The sequence below is a fragment of the Rhabdochromatium marinum genome (assembly GCF_016583795.1).
Taxonomy (GTDB): Bacteria; Pseudomonadota; Gammaproteobacteria; order Chromatiales; family Chromatiaceae; genus Rhabdochromatium; species Rhabdochromatium marinum.
The window spans coordinates 1-15,376 of sequence record NZ_NRRS01000016.1 but is presented as its reverse complement, the minus strand read 5'-3'; the positions used below and the strand labels follow the sequence as shown (position 1 = coordinate 15,376).

The 15,376-nt window shown below is 62.7% G+C and carries 9 protein-coding genes, 1 tRNA gene and 1 pseudogene; 8 read left to right on the top strand and 3 right to left on the bottom strand.

The window, feature by feature from the left end:
- The first annotated feature begins 37 nt into the window (after positions 1–37).
- From CKO36_RS07110 to CKO36_RS07090, 5 genes are all read left to right on the top strand, one after another.
- Positions 38–4,108, top strand: a complete 4,071-nt coding sequence (locus CKO36_RS07110) for a YhdP family protein (RefSeq protein ID WP_200282585.1) — start codon at positions 38–40, stop codon at positions 4,106–4,108.
- Positions 4,109–4,227: 119 nt separating this feature from the next.
- A complete protein-coding gene (locus CKO36_RS07105; protein WP_242469446.1) occupies positions 4,228–5,070 on the top strand; it encodes a carbon-nitrogen hydrolase family protein in 843 nt (280 codons plus the stop codon).
- Positions 5,071–5,112: 42 nt separating this feature from the next.
- The gene (tldD, locus tag CKO36_RS07100) at positions 5,113–6,555 is read left to right on the top strand and encodes a metalloprotease TldD (RefSeq protein WP_200282583.1); all 1,443 of its coding nucleotides are present in this window, start codon (positions 5,113–5,115) and stop codon (positions 6,553–6,555) included.
- A gap of 6 nt (positions 6,556–6,561) precedes the next feature.
- Positions 6,562–7,926, top strand: coding sequence for a metalloprotease PmbA (pmbA, locus tag CKO36_RS07095; protein WP_200282581.1), 1,365 nt, complete (start codon positions 6,562–6,564; stop codon positions 7,924–7,926).
- 114 nt (positions 7,927–8,040) lie between these two features.
- Positions 8,041–8,116 (top strand) — tRNA-Phe (locus CKO36_RS07090).
- A 295-nt stretch (positions 8,117–8,411) separates the two neighbouring features.
- On the opposite strand, the gene hisC is transcribed toward CKO36_RS07090, so the two are convergent.
- Positions 8,412–9,464, bottom strand: coding sequence for a histidinol-phosphate transaminase (gene hisC / locus CKO36_RS07080; RefSeq protein WP_200282577.1), 1,053 nt, complete (start codon positions 9,462–9,464; stop codon positions 8,412–8,414).
- A gap of 232 nt (positions 9,465–9,696) precedes the next feature.
- On the bottom strand, positions 9,697–10,845 hold the full coding sequence (locus tag CKO36_RS07075; protein WP_200282575.1) for a hypothetical protein: 1,149 nt from the start codon (positions 10,843–10,845) through the stop codon (positions 9,697–9,699).
- A 430-nt stretch (positions 10,846–11,275) separates the two neighbouring features.
- Between CKO36_RS07075 and CKO36_RS07070 the strand changes: the two genes are divergently transcribed.
- Positions 11,276–11,923 (top strand): leucine-rich repeat domain-containing protein, encoded by a 648-nt coding sequence (locus CKO36_RS07070; protein ID WP_200282573.1) that lies wholly within the window; start codon positions 11,276–11,278, stop codon positions 11,921–11,923.
- 6 nt (positions 11,924–11,929) lie between these two features.
- On the top strand, positions 11,930–14,509 hold the full coding sequence (locus CKO36_RS07065; protein WP_200282571.1) for a leucine-rich repeat domain-containing protein: 2,580 nt from the start codon (positions 11,930–11,932) through the stop codon (positions 14,507–14,509).
- A 59-nt stretch (positions 14,510–14,568) separates the two neighbouring features.
- Here the strand turns inward: CKO36_RS07065 and CKO36_RS20255 are convergent.
- A pseudogene (locus CKO36_RS20255) lies at positions 14,569–14,772 on the bottom strand (histidine phosphatase family protein); the annotation flags it as partial.
- Between CKO36_RS20255 and CKO36_RS20405 the strand changes: the two are divergent.
- On the top strand, positions 14,744–14,890 hold the full coding sequence (locus CKO36_RS20405) for a hypothetical protein (protein WP_420826318.1): 147 nt from the start codon (positions 14,744–14,746) through the stop codon (positions 14,888–14,890). The pseudogene CKO36_RS20255 and the gene CKO36_RS20405 overlap by 29 nt on opposite strands.
- The last annotated feature ends 486 nt before the right edge of the window (positions 14,891–15,376 follow it).

The following is a 15,376-nucleotide window of genomic DNA, read 5'->3' as shown; positions in this document are numbered from 1 at the left end:
TTGCCGGGCCTGATCCCTTGACCGCTGACCCGCCGCCATGAAGCACCTGGCACTCACGGCCGTTTTGCATACGCGTCGGGTGTTGATGATCTTGCTGCTAATGCTGGCCGGGCTTTTGTTATTGGTGCGGGCACTGGGGCCCAGCCTGGTCGAGGGGCTGCGTGACGAACTGGCGGTGTATGTGGGCGATTGGCTCGACATGCAGATCACCGTCCGCGACCTGACGCTGCATCTGGATGGCTGGTCGCCGCATCTGACGCTGACCGATGTCACCCTGACGGATCGGGTCAATGATCAGGCGGAACTGAGTGCCCGTGCGCTGCAACTCGATCTTAATTTCCTGGCCAGCCTGATGGCGCGGCATCCGCGCATTGAGGGCCTGAGCCTGGTTGGGGCCGACCTGGAACTGCATCGCACCACCGAAGGGCAGATCGAAATCAGCGGCTTGCAGGCGCTCAGCGGTGGTCAGGATCCGGGTGCATTGGCGTTCTTTCTGCGTGATGGGTCTTTTGCTCTAAGCGACAGCCGCCTGTATTGGAGCGACAGCTTTACCGGCGCAACCACTGTCGCGCTGGACATTGAGCATTTGCAGCTGGTCAATCATCAGGATCGGCATCAGTTACGCCTCGACGCCCGTCTGGCATCGGAGCCGGGTGGGCGAGTGCGTATCCTCGGGCGCCTGCAAGGAGCCGCTGCCGACATGAACGCCTGGTCCGGTCAGCTCTATGCCCAGGTGACTAGCCATGGCGATCTGGCGCGCCTGCTGCCTGATGCCGGGCCGGAGACTTTACATCTGGAGCTGCCGGGACTGCGGTTCGAAAGCTGGTGGCGCTTTGCCGCCGGGCAGCCGCAGGATCTGCTAGCGCGTGTGCGTCTTGATGCCTTGCGCGCCTACCATGGCAGGCCGGAAGACGCCCCGGCAGCGCTGACGCTGGAAGGACTCAGCCTGCTGGCGCACTGGTCGCGCAAGGGTGAGGAAAGTCATGTGCGCATTGCCAATCTGCGTGCTCAGGGACTTGGCTCCGAGCCTCTCAGCCTGAGCCTGAGCCTGCGGCCAAAACCCGCCGCCATGTCGCCCTCAGCCGCCACCACGGCCCCGCCAACGCAGCGCCTCCTGCTGGGCGGCTGTGGTGATATCGAGCTGGCGGTGTTGCAACGTCTCGCCCAGCTGGCTCCACCGCAGTGGCGCGCTGCATGGCCAGTCCAGCTGAGCCAACAGTCTCTGGCGGGCCGCCTGGAGCGGCTGGTGTTCGCGCTGACATTGCCTGCCACTGGATTCAGTCCAACCGACTGGCGTGTCAAAGCTGAGCTGGATGACATCGGTCTTGCGCAGCAGGGCAGCTGGCCCGGGGTTCAGGGTCTGAATCTCGAATTCGACGCGCGCCCCAAGCACGGGTTTGCGCGCCTATCTGCACGGGAGGGCGGGATGGACCTGCGCCCCCATTTGCCCAGCTCAACCCCGGTCAAACAGCTGTTTGCCGAAGCTGGCTGGCGCATCGAACCAGCCGGCTCGCTGCATATTCAGCTCCCTTACGCACAGCTGCAAACCCCTGATCTCAGCGCTGCGCTGCGCGCTGAGCTGTGTCTGCACCGCTCGGCCAGCCCCTATGTCAATCTGCATCTTCAGATTCGCGACCTGGAAGCGCGCGCGGCGGCCCGCTATCTTCCGGTACGGGTGCTCAATCCGTCTCTGGTTGCCTGGTTGCAGCGCGCCCTACAAGGCGGACGCATGACGACCGGTGATCTGCTGCTGCGCGGTCGGCTGGCGGATTTCCCCTTCGATGATCAGCAGGGACGTTTTCTGATGGACCTGGAGATTGAGGATGGCATCCTGGATTACTCCGCGCCGCGTGACAGCACCCGTCAGCAACCGCGCTGGCCGGCGCTCACTGAGCTGGACGCTGAGGTGCGGATCGTCAATCGGCGCCTGGATATTCACGCCCGGCGGGGACAGTTTCTGCACTCTGAACTGCGCCAGGGCTCAGCAGAGCTGCCCAATCTGTGGCACGCCAAGCGCATCCTGATCTCCGCGCAGGGGGAGGGGCCGTTCAGCGATGGGCGGCGCGTCCTGCTGGATACCCCACTGGAAGCTCAGCTCGGGCGGCTGGCGCGCGCGCTGGAGGTTGATGGACAGCTGGGCGTGGAGCTGAATTTGAGTGTGCCGTTTCGTCGCGGAGACCCCATCGACTACCAGGGGGCGCTGCACTGGGAGGCTGGGCCGGAAACCGCTGCCCAGGCGCGGCTGATGCTGGGTGAGGGCTTGGCGCCGCTGGAGCTGCGCGACATTCAGGGGCAGCTGGATTTTTCCAAGCAGGGCGTGCAGGCGCAGGGAATTCAGGCGCAGCTGGGCGGACAGCCAATCAGGATTGATGTGGACACCGAAGCGAGCGCTGCTGGCGAGGCCGGTGGCTATACCCTGGTGCAGGCGCAGGGGCAGACGCCGCTCGCGCAGCTGGTGGACAGTTTCCCGAGCCCGGCCTGGCGCCTGGTGCACGGGGATCCCCGCTGGACCTGTTCCATCCGGCTGTCGAACCGCAATTTTTCCAGTGCCAGCACGCCCATTGAGCTGGCGTTGCGTTCCGATCTGCGCGGCGTCAGCCTGGAGGTTCCGGCGCCGCTGGGCAAGGCTGCGGCTAGGTCACTGCCGCTGCGTCTGAGCGCTCAGCTGGTCGAGCAGCAGGTGCGCGATCCTCTGGTGCAGCTCGGTCCCTTGCAGGCGCGCCTGGCATTCAGCCCGGTGGCCGGGCAGGCACCGGCCCTGCGGGGCGCGGCCATCGCCCTGAATGCCAGCCCACCACCGCCGCCGCAGACCCGCGCGCTGAGCCTCAGTGGTCATTTGGACCGCCTTGATCTGGGCGCCTGGCTGGACTGGTGGCGCGAGCAGCGCAAGCACTTGGCTGCATCAGGCCAGCCCTGGCCGCTGCATGCCAAGGGGGTGGGGATTGATCAGTTGCGCTTAGGTGCGCTGAAGTTTAATCAGCTGCAAGCTGCCTTGGCGCCGACGACCGATGGCGGTTTGCGGGTCAGCTTTGAGGCCAGCGACAATGCCGGCACACTGAGCCTGCCGCCGGCCGGCTCAGCGGCGCCAATGCAATTGCAGTTGGCGCACTGGCGTCTGACCGACGCCGACTCGGTCACACTGGCTACGCCCGGCACGGTGCCGCAACGGTCTGAGCGCCAGGCCCCCGATCCGCGTCGCCTGGGTCCGCTTGACATCCACATTGATCAGCTCGACTGGCGGCAGCATCCGCTCGGAGCCTTCGCGGTGCGCTTGGTACCACAGGCGGCGGGTCTGGCCTTGCAGGAGATTCGCCTGAACGGTCCGCAACTCGAAGTGCGCGGGCAGGGGCGTTGGCAGGTGGCCGCGACGGAGCGCGGGGCGCCCGGGGCTACCACCGCCGTCAACCTGGAACTCAGCAGCCCCAATGCGGGGGACTTGCTGCGCGATCTGAAGTTGTATCGGGGGCTTGATGGCAGCCGTGCTCAGGTCAGCGCCCAGCTCGACTGGCCGGGCGATCCCGGCGCCTTTGGGCTAGCCAAGGCCGCCGGGACGCTTCAGGTGGAGTTTGGCCCTGGGCAACTGCTGAATCTGGAACCGGGTGTGGGGCGCATGCTCGGCATTTTGAATATCGCCGCGATTCAGCGCCGCTTGAATCTCGATTTCAGCGAGCTGGTTGATGAAGGGCTGACGTTTGATCGAGCCAGTGGCGCCTTTGCGGTGGGCGCCGGCGTGGCGCGGATTAAGCACTTCGAGTTGCTGTCCTCCACCGCCGATCTTCGCATTACCGGCATCACGCACCTGGTCGAGCAGACCCTGGATCAGACCGTCACCGTGACACCCAAAATCAGCACCGGCGTTGCCCTGGCCAGTGCGGTGGCGGGTGGTCCGTTGGTGGGGGCGGCGGTGTTCCTGGCCGATAAGGTGGCTGGCGATGCCATGGATCGCCTAACCCAGTATCAATACCGGGTCACCGGTCCCTGGAGCAAGCCGGACATCGAGCGGCTGGGCATGACCATCAATGACATGCCCGCTCAAACCCCAAGGCCAACCAAGTCCAAACCCAAACCCAAACCTGAGCCCGATAACCTGTTTCTGGAGCATTTTTGAGTGGGCCGGTTTTTCCGCCGTGCCTGAACACGCTCGTTTGACCACGCCAAGACGGATCAACCAAGCTTGGTGCATACGGCGATCATCTCATTACCACCGACCAGAGAGTCCAACCGATGATGAACAAACCAATGCGCGCTGCGGCCATTCAGATGGCGACCGGACCCAGTGTGGATTCCAATTTGATTGAGGTCGAACGCCTGATTCGCGATGCGGCTGAGGCCGGCGCCACCCTGGTGGTGCTGCCGGAAAATTTCGCCTTCCTGGGCCAGCAGGATCAGGATCTGCTGAATTTGGCCGAGCCGCCGGGCGACGGCCCCTTACAGCAGTTCCTCTCAACCACGGCCGCTCGCCTGGGCATCTGGCTGGTGGGCGGGACCATTCCCATGCAGGCCTCGGTGCCGGACCGGGTGCGCTCGGCGGCCTTGGTCTTCAATGCCAAGGGCGAGCAGGTGGCGCGCTATGACAAGATGCATCTGTTCGATGTCAGCTTGCCCGGCACAGAGGAGCGCTATCAAGAGTCGGCCACCATGGAGCCGGGGGATTCCCTGACGGTGGTGGATACGCCACTGGGGCGCCTGGGGGTGGCGGTCTGTTACGATCTGCGCTTTCCGGAGCTGTTTCGCCAGATGCAGGATGAGGGGGTCGAGTTGCTGGCCATTCCCTCGGCCTTCACTGCGCTGACCGGCAAGGCGCACTGGGAAGTGCTGGTGCGTGCCCGGGCGATTGAGAATCTCGCCTATGTGATTGCTGCTGCGCAGGGGGGCTATCATCTCAACGGCCGCGAGACTCATGGACACAGCATGATTGTCGATCCCTGGGGTGCCATTTTGGCGCAGGTGCCACGCGGCACCGGTTGCATCTGCTACCCGATTGATCAGGGGTTTCAGACCTCGGTGCGGCGCAGCTTCCCGACCCTGACCCATCGACGTTTGAAATGCCGGCTGGCTGCCAGCACCTAAGAGAATCCACTGAAAACACACACAAGCGCGACGCCATACCTGATGAATGACACCCTGATGCTTGCCCGCGACCGGATTTTGACCCCGGTCGGTCTGGCTGATGCCGATCTCGACCGCCTGATTGGTGCCCTGCATGGCCCGCAGGTGGATGCCGCCGATCTTTATTTCCAAAGCAGCCGCTTGCAGTCCTGGATGCTGGAGGACGGCATCATTAAGGACGGCCATTTCAGCATTGAGCGCGGCGCGGGTGTGCGGGCCATCAGTGGTGAGAAAACCGGCTTTGCCTATTCCGACGAGCTGGAGTTCCCGGCGCTGGCGCAGGCCGCCGAAGCGGCACGCGCCATTGCTCGCGCCCATGCGGCAGGCGAGGTGCGCATCGCGCCACGCGCCTCAGTGGTGCGTCGCTATCCGCCCATCGATCCGATCAACAGCCTGCCCGATGCCGACAAGGTCGAGCTGCTACAACGGGTCGATGCCGAGGCGCGCCGCGCCGATGCGCGGGTCAAGGAGGTGGTGGTGAGCCTGGTTGCGGCGCAGGACACCATTTTGGTGGTGCGCGATGATGGTCAGATGAGCGCCGATGTGCGGCCACTGATGCGCCTGAATGTCAATGTGATTGTCGAGCACAACGGGCGGCGCGAGCAGGGCTCCATGGGCGGTGGTGCGCGCAGCGATCTGGGCTATCTGCTTGAGGATGAGCGAGCGCTGGGCTTTGCGCGTGAGGCGGTGCGCCAGGCGCTGCTCAAGCTTGAGGCGGTCGAGGCGCCGGCTGGCAGCATGACGGTGGTGCTGGGCAATGGCTGGCCGGGCGTGTTGTTGCACGAGGCGGTGGGGCATGGCCTGGAAGGTGACTTCAACCGCAAGGGCACCTCGGCCTTCGCCGGGCGCCTGGGCGAGCAGGTAGCGGCCAAGGGGGTGACGGTGGTCGATGATGGCACCCTGGACGGTCGGCGCGGCTCGCTGAGCATCGACGACGAAGGCCAGCCGACGCAGTGCACCACCCTGATTGAAGACGGCGTTCTGGTTGGCTTTATGCAGGACCGGCTCAATGCGCGCCTGATGAACAGCCAGCCGACCGGTAATGGCCGGCGTGAGTCCTACGCTCATCTGCCCATGCCGCGCATGACCAACACCTATATGCGCGCCGGTTCCCATGATCCGCAGGAAATTATCGCCTCGGTTGATAAGGGACTCTATGCCGTCAACTTTGGCGGCGGCCAGGTGGATATTACCTCGGGTAAATTCGTGTTCTCCGCCAGTGAGGCCTATTTGATTGAGAACGGTAAAGTTGGCCGTCCGGTGAAAGGCGCTACTCTGATTGGCAATGGCCCCGATGTGCTGACCCGTGTCAGTCTGGTCGGCAATGATCTGGCGCTCGATCCCGGCATTGGCACCTGCGGCAAGGACGGGCAGAGTGTCCCGGTCGGTGTCGGCCAGCCCACCCTGAAAATCGACAGCTTGACCGTTGGCGGCACCGAGGCCTGAATGAACATGACTGCTTCTCTTACCTCCCTTCCCACCATTGATCAGAGCAGCGAACAACTGGCCGGACTGCGCCAGACGCTGGAGGATTTGCTTTCCGAGGCCAAGCGCTGTGGGGCCAGCGCCGCTGAGGCCGCCGTGACCACCAGCACCGGCCTTGAGGTGGCCGTGCGCCTGGGTGAGGTCGAAACCGTTGAGCATACCCGCGATCATGGCCTGGGCATCACGGTGTATTTTGGCCATCGCACCGGCTCGGCCAGCACCTCCGATTTCAGCTCTGAGGCGGTGCGCGATGCCGTGCAGCGCGCCTGCAATCTGGCGCGCTACACTCAGGAGGATTGCTGTGCCGGCTTGGCTGGGCTGGAGTTAATGGCCACTGAGGTGTTGGATCTGGATCTCTATCACCCCTGGTCGCTGACGGTGGATGATGCCACGGCGCTGGCCATTGCCTGCGAAGATGCCGCACGCAGCGCTGATCCGCGCATTGTCAATTCCGAAGGTGGCAGCCTGTCGAGCCATGCCGGCGTGAAGATCTACGGCAACAGTCATGGCTTCATCGGTGGCTATCCCAGCACCCGGCACGGCGTCAGTTGCGCAGTCGTGGGCCGCGAGGGCGACATGATGCAGCGTGATTCCTGGTGGAGTAGCGCGCGGGCGCATGAGGATTTGCAGCCGGCGGCTGAAGTGGGGCGCGAAGCCGCGCAACGCACCGTGGCGCGCTTGGGTGCGCGGCGCCTCGGCACCCGCAAGGCTCCGGTGCTGTTTCGCGCCGAGGTCGCCGCCGGGCTGCTGCGCAGCCTGATTGGTGCCATTAGTGGCGGTCATCTGTATCGCAAGTCAAGCTTTTTGCTTGATCACCTCGGGCGGCAGATTTTTCCCGACTGGGTGGAGATTTTTGAGGAACCGCACCGGCTACGCGGCCTGGCCAGTGCGCCCTTCGATGGCGACGGGCTGCCCACCCGCGCCAAGCACTTCGTCAGCGGCGGCGAGCTAAAGAGCTATGTTCTGGATCACTATTCCGCCTGTCGTCTGGGGCTGAGCAGCACCGCCAACGCCGGCGGGCCGCGCAATCTCAGTATTGCTATGGGCAGTCTCGACCGCGAGGCCATGCTACGCGAACTGGGCACCGGCTTTTACGTCACCGAGCTGATGGGGCAGGGCGTTAATATGGTCACCGGCGATTACTCACGCGGCGCCTCCGGCTTCTGGGTGGAGAACGGCGAGATTCAATATCCAGTCGAGGAAATCACCATCGCCGGCAATCTCAAAACCATGTTCGAGCGCCTGGTTGCCGTCGGCAATGACTGTGATTTCCCCGGCAGCGTCCGCACCGGCTCTTGGCTGATTGATCGCATGACCATTGCCGGGGAGTAGTCGAGGCTGCGGATGTGGATCGATGGATCTTGACTTCAAGTGCGGAAAGCGTTTTAATACGCAGCTTAGGTCGCGGCACAACTTCCCCAGTGCCCAACCATCCATGTCTTGTTGGCCCAGGTAGCTCAGTTGGTAGAGCAGCGGACTGAAAATCCGCGTGTCGGTGGTTCGATTCCGCCCCTGGGCACCAACTACATGCATTTAAACGCGCCTCAGAGCGCGTTTTTTTGCGTCTGGACGCCTGATTCGCATCCCGCAGTGATACCTCTATATTGGTACCCGCCGGATCCCCGCCTGGATGATGGTATACAGTCGTTCCTGGAAAACGCTCATGGTCTTCCTCAGGCCGAGGGCGTCGAGACACAGGAGCAGCTGCAATTCCTCAAGGCAAGCTGCTGCTGCGAGGTTCAGGGATTCCTGTTTAGCAAGCCAGTGCCGATCGAAGAGGTTGCCGCAACACTGCTGCGGCTGACCAAACCACGGAGCTAGTCAATCTCACGCATGGCTACGAGGGTCGTCTCCATCTCGGCATCGGTACCGATGCTGATGCGTAGCCCGTGCGCGAGCAGCGGGTCACTGAAGTGGCGCACCAGAATCTTGCGGTCAAAGAGCGCCTGATAGACGCGCCCAGCGTTACGGTCTGGGGGCGATGCAAAAACGAAATTGCCCTGCGAGTCGATGACCTCATAGCCGATGGCACGCAACTCGGCCGTAAACCGCGCGCGGGTGGCACGAATACGTGCCAGTGTCTGGCGCAAATAGTCCTGATCGCGCAACGCGGCGGTTGCGGCCACCAGTGCCAGCCGGTCCAGGTGATAGTGATCACGGATCTTGTCCAGCGCGGCAATCACCCAAGGCCGTGCAATGGCAAGCCCCAGCCGCATTCCAGCCAGTGCGTAGCTCTTCGAAAAGGTCCGGGTCACAATCAGGTTCTCATGTTCGCGCACCAGATCCAGCACATCCGAGTCGGCAAAATCGGCATAGGCCTCATCGACTACCAGCACCCCGGAACAACGTTTGGCGAATGAGGCCACCCATTCCCTGGAAAAGGCAAAGCCGAGCGGCGCGTTCGGGCTGGTGAGAAAGAAGAGCTTGCCCTCGTAGCGCTCGGGGAAGTCGGCCAACTCGAAGTCCTCGGTCAGGCCAAAGGTGCGCACGCGTGCACCCTGAATCTCGGCCAGGGTCGAATAATAGGAATAAGAGGGATGGACATAGCCGATCTCCTCGCCTTCCCCCGCGAAGGCCCGGATAAGATTGTTCAGCAGCTCGTCCGAGCCATTGGCGCTGATCACCCAATCCGGGTGCACGCCAAACAGTTCGGCCGCCGCCGCGCGCATCTCCCGGCTAGCGGCGTCTGGATATTTACGCAGACTGCCACCGTCCGCACCGACCTCGACCCGAATCGCCTCGGCGACTTTCGGAGACGGCGGATAGGGATTTTCATTGGTGTTGAGCTTAATCCAGATCGACTCGTCAGCCGGCTGGAAACCGGGGACATAGCCGGTCATTTCGGCAATGTTCTTACGCAAGGAATTCATTGGGGGCACTTCTCGGCAGCAAGCCCGAACGCTCAAGACCGCCGCGCCATGCTGCGGCAGGCTCCGGGCATAAAGGCAAAATCATCGCACAGGATGGATGGCGAGGTGGTTGGTTTTGTCGCCCAGTTGGGCGTTTCGGTTTCACGGCCGCAGCCCGCGCAGGGTGGAACGCGAAAGCGGTTACGCCATCTCAGGCTGGACGCGGCTCAACACCCGCTCTGAACATCATGAGTCAAGCCGACAAACCTGCCTTGTCGAGCCGGCGTATCAGGGCCTGCTTGCGAGCATTCTCCTCGCGAAAACGCCGCAGGCGGGTGCTGAACTTTTGGGTCAATCCTGTCGCCATCGCAAGATCGCGCAAATCGACCAGCAGGCTGACAGTCTTTTCATAGGCCGACGCATGGCGCAATGCGGCCTGGTCGTCGACCTCGCCCCAGATCTCCTCTTCGCGTCCGCGCAGCGAGGCGAGATAGCGCTTGCGGCGCTCGGCGGCCTCGGCCGCCTGGCGGACCTGCTCGGCAGCACGCTCGGCTGCCTCACGTTGCACACGCTCTTGCATCATGGTGTTGGCGCGACCGAGCAGGTCCGCGACCGTCCGACGCTCGCAGGAACCGGACGCGTCGTCGGTTGGATTCAGCTCCAGCTCAATCCGCCGCCGTAAGGTGGCGAGTTGCTGCGGCGGATCGTCCAGCAACAGCTTGGTGAGGAGGGCATCCTTCTCGGCGGTAGAGCGCGCGGCCAGCCAACGTTCGAGCGCATCGGGTCCGATGCCGGTTGCCCGCAGCGGGGCGCTCGACTCGGCCGCAACCTCAATCAAGTCAAGGGGGATGCGCAGAAAATCAGCCAGCGCCTGGTGCGAGGCGTCCAGCTCGGCAAGTCCGGGCGGAACTGTCGGTTCGGTGGCGTCTTCGTCCAGATTCCCGGTCCAGGCCCCGGCCAACCAGCCGAGATAGAGGCTGCGGCGGTCGCCCCGCATCAGGCTCGCGCGAATGCCGACCAGGGACGAGAGCCAGCCATTACCCTCCTCCCAATCGGGATCATCCGTCTCGGAACGGAAGGAGAGTACGACATGCTCCTGCGTCTGCCAGCCCTCCATGCCGTCTTCGAGCAGAGAGTCGGAGATCTCGCTCAAATCCATCAGCGCGCACGGTAGTCGCAGCATGAACCAGTGGCTGCCCCAGTTGGCAAGATAGAGGAAGGCGTCGAAATAGCATTCCATCCAGCGACGCGGATCGCCCTTGAAGCCACCCCAGTTGTACTCGTTCCAAAAACGGCTGGAGGTGATCTCGGCGCGTGTCGAATAGCGTCGCAGCTCGGCCATCTCCTCTCGCGTCAACGGGCGGTCGATGGCCTGGAACTCGTAGTATTGATACTCGCTCATGTGGTTCTCTGGGTCCGATTTAGTGAGGGCACGGGGACGTCGGCAAAGGTCATCGCACCAAATTGTACAACCCGCTCACCTTCGAGCACGGCGCTTCACTCACCTCTGTCTGACGCTCGCGCAGCCGCTCTCGGCGGCCTGCCAGCGTCAGCAGTAACCTGCAAGGCTGAGAGTGTGACGGCGGGATCGCTGAGCGCAGCGGTTGCGTTGGCACAAAGCGTTTGTTGGCCTTGGCCCGATACAAATAGCCGTAGATCAGGTTGCCTTTCAGAAGACACCGCGCTCGACCTTGTTTTCGATCCGGCGCCGGTACTCGTTACTACCGAGCATGCGCACAAAGTCGCTATTTTCGAAGTCCAGTATTTTTAGATTCGTTCAGCCTCTCACAAGCCAACGAGCATCGGCGCCAACACGGCTTAGAATATCCAGCATGACGCTGGGACGGAAATACTCGGAAATGGGACTGGATATCGCACGCGAGCGCATCGCGCAGGAATCTATTGAACGCACGGGCCACCTGGACCTGGGCAATCTGGGGCTGAACCGCTTACCACCGGAGCTGTGGGAACTGGATTTGCTTGAGACGCTTTGCTTGGGGGGAGTCTTGGAATACATAAGCACATTCCGGCGATCCAAGGTGGGTTCTTGGTACGTAACCGACGAGCCCCATGAACCCAATCAATTAGAGGGTTCCTTGGCCCCGATCGCCCGGCTGCCAAAGTTACGCAATCTCGATTGTTCAGGCGCGCTCATCACCAACCTCCAACCCCTGGCCGCGCTCGTCAATCTCCAGCAGCTTGATCTCACAAGCACCCAGGTGTCCGACCTCCAACCCCTGGCCGCGCTCGTCAACCTCCAGCAGCTCGATCTCAGGTTTACCCAGGTGTCCGACCTCCAACCCCTGGCCGCGCTCGTCAACCTCCAGCAGCTTGATCTCACAAGCACCCAGGTGTCCGACCTCCAACCCCTGGCCGCGCTTGTCAACCTCCAGCAGCTTGATCTCACAGCAAGCACCCAGGTGTCCGACTTCCAACCCCTGGCCGCGCTCGTCAACCTCCAGCAGCTCGATCTCTCATAAACCCAGGTGTCCGACCTCCAACCCCTGGCCGCGCTCGTCAACCTCCAGCAGCTCAATCTCTCATCAACCCAGGTGTCCGACCTCCAACCCCTGGCCGCGCTCGTCAACCTCCAGCAGCTCGATCTCTCATCAACCCAGGTGTCCGACCTCCAACCCCTGGCCGCGCTCGTCAACCTCCAGCAGCTCGATCTCAGTTTTACCCAGGTGTCCGACCTCCAACCCCTGGCCGCGCTCGTCAACCTCCAGCAGCTCGCTCTTTGGAATACTTCGTTATTAAACGGCCTCCCAGAAAACCTCGTCGGGCTAGCAAGCCTGGAAAGACTCTTTCTCAACCCGCAGCCAGGTCTCAGCGAGATCCCCGGTGAGGTGTTGTCCCAGAATGACAGGGACAACTGTCTGCCACGGCTGCGTGCCCATCTCGCTGATCTGAAGACCGGCGCAACGCCCTTGCGCGATCTCAAGGTCATCGTCCTTGGCAATGGACGGGTCGGCAAGACGCAGCTGTGCCGGCGTCTGCGTGGCGAGACATTCGAGAAAGACGCGGACTCGACGCATGGGATCAGCGTGACCTCCGTCGATCTGAGTCTCGGCGAAGAAGAGGAACAACCGGCCATCCTCAACCTCTGGGACTTCGGTGGCCAGGATCTCTACCACGGCACACACGCCCTCTTCATGCGCACCCGCGCGATCTTCCTGCTGGTATGGACCCCGGAGAGCGAGCAGGGCGAACATACGCATGGCGGCCTGATCTTCCGCAATCAGCCATTACCCTATTGGCTAGAGTACATCCGCCACCTGGGCGGCGCCAAAAGCCCTGTCATCCTGGTGCAAACACGCTGCGATGGCGGACTGGGCGAATGCCCCAACCTGCCCGTCGACGCGGATTTTCTGGTATCCCTGCTGGCGGATGGCCGGCTTGTTAAGCGGGTCGCCTATAGCGCACAGGACGTCAGCGGACGATCCTGTCTCATCGAAGCCATGCAACAGGCCGTGAGCCAGCTGCGTGCGGTGCAGGGCCGCCCACTGATCGGCCGGGGTCGACTGACCGTCTGGGATCAGCTGCGGACATGGCGCAACGCCGATGCCGAGGAATCCGACCCGAGCGCGCGTCGGCGCTTGATTCCTTACGACGAGTTCGCCGCGTTATGCGCCCAACAGGACGTGACAAGCACAGAGACCTTCGTGCAGGTACTCCACAATGCCGGAATGGTCTTCTATCAGCCAAATCTGTTCGAGAATCAGCTCATTTTGGACCAGTCCTGGGCACTGGATGCGATCTACGCCGTTTTCACGCGCGAGGGCGCGGTTCATGAGACCCTGCGACGTCTCGGTGGACGCTTTACCCGCCCGCTGCTCGACCGGCTTCTGTGGCGTGACCACGACCTGAGCGCGCACGACCAAGGCTCGCTGATTGACATGATGGAGACGAGTGGGATCTGCTTCGTACATCGCCGGAACTATGACGCAGACGAAACCGAGTATGTAGCCCCCGATCTGCTGCCCGATGGGCGGATGGGACCGCCAGCGACAGTGGCCGGAGAACTGGCCGCGCGCTGGGATCTCATCCCTGGTGATCCGCTGACGACCTGCCTCCGCTTTCCCTTCCTCTCTCCCTCCATTGGTCGCGCGGTGCTCTCGAAACTCGGCCAGCTTGGGCGCGATACAGCCCTTTATTGGCGCTATGGTCTCTGTCTCTATGACGCCGAGAGCCGGGCCAGTGCCATCCTGGAGGCCATCGCGGATGCGGATGCGACGACAGCCCCATCATCCAAGCCCGACTATGGCGGTCGACTACACCTGCGGGTCAAAGGTGAAGGTGCCGAGCGGTTGCTCGCCGTTTTGGTTAAACGGCTTGAGACACTCAACCAAGACCACGGCTGGGCGGGCAAGTGGGAAGATTCAGAGTCTCAGGTGAACCGCCCACACAGGCGTGCCAGAGCAGAGAGCCCCAGCGATGATCGCGATTCGACGCACCTAACCCTGACGGATCCACCCACAACGCCCCCCGCAATTCCCGAGGTCTACGTCTCCTTCGCCTGGAAGCAGGATCGCGCCGAGCCGCTCGTCGATGACATGATCGCGGGCCTTGGTAAGCAGGGCATTCAGGTTCTACGCGACAGCGACCAGTTGCACCCCGGCGACAGCATTTCCAACTTCATGAAGCGTCTGAGCGCCGGGCGCTGCGTGCTGCTGGTGATCAGCGAGGCCTATCTACGCTCGCCCTTCTGCATGACCGAGCTGCAGGGGATCTGGGTCAATGCCCGCCAGCGCGAGGATCTGTTTCGCCAGCGGATCGTGCCACTGGTGCAGACCGATGCCGGGATCGGCACCCCTGCTGGACGGATTGCCCATGCCGCCCACTGGAAACAGCAGTTCGGGGAGATCGACGGGCTGATACGAGAGCATGGCGCTGAGGTGGTGGGTGGCGAAGACTTCCGGCGCTTCAAGCTCATCGGCGACTTCTACCGCCATGTCGGTGACATCCTGAGCTTCACGGATGACGTGCTGGTCCCGCGCGACCGCCCAACGCTCTCGCGCGACGACTTTGCCGTGGTGCGGGATCTCATCTGGCGTGCGCTGCAATGAGAGAAAACCCAGTCTTTTTCATTTGGCGCAACCTGGTTCTGGGAAATGTCGTTGAACAATTGCAACCGGGCGCGAACCTTGTTGGCGAATTCCAGGATGGTCAGGGCGGTGGGACTCTGGTCGAGCCGATCGCGGTAGCCTCGCGCGTCGAACCCTAGCAGGCTGCTGATCAAGAGCCGATTGGTGCTCTTGTGGGACACGATGAGCACCGATTGATGGCGATGGGTCTGAACGATGCCGAGTTCCCGAGTTCCGGGCGGCATCACCCCCGATCATGTGGCGGCGGTGGCGGCGAGCGGCGCGGATGTGATCTCCGTCGGGTGGCTGACCCACAGCGCCCCGGCCCTCGACGTCGGCCTGGACTTGCCCCCTCTGGCGTAACCCACCTTGCCGGTCCCGAAGGTGAAGCGCGCATTCTCGGCGTGACGGCGCGCAAAGGCATACGCCGCCAACGTCAGGCCGAGGGCGCCGATATGGCTGGCGATAAGGATTTTCAACAAGCAGCGCAACGTTTTGGGGCAGGCGGGACAGGGCGAAACCGTTCTATCGCAGTTTGACTTGCTGCAGAGGGACTTATCCTCAATTTTGGACATTTCCCAGCCTTGATCGGGTGCGCCCAGGCATCGGCGCCATCCCTTGCCGGGGGTGCTCGCCATCGCCGCATCCCCCCGACAGCGCTGACCCTGCTCGGTTTCAACCGCAGGCACTGGGGAATCGAGGCCCATCACTGGATGCTCGACGGGTGCTACCTTTCAATAATGTCCTTAGCAAGGCTGAGCACCGAACTGATCGATCTTGTCCCAGAATTGCGCCCAGCGTCCGGTCGACTGAACCAATGCACGTAAGCTCAAAACAATCTTGGCGCCC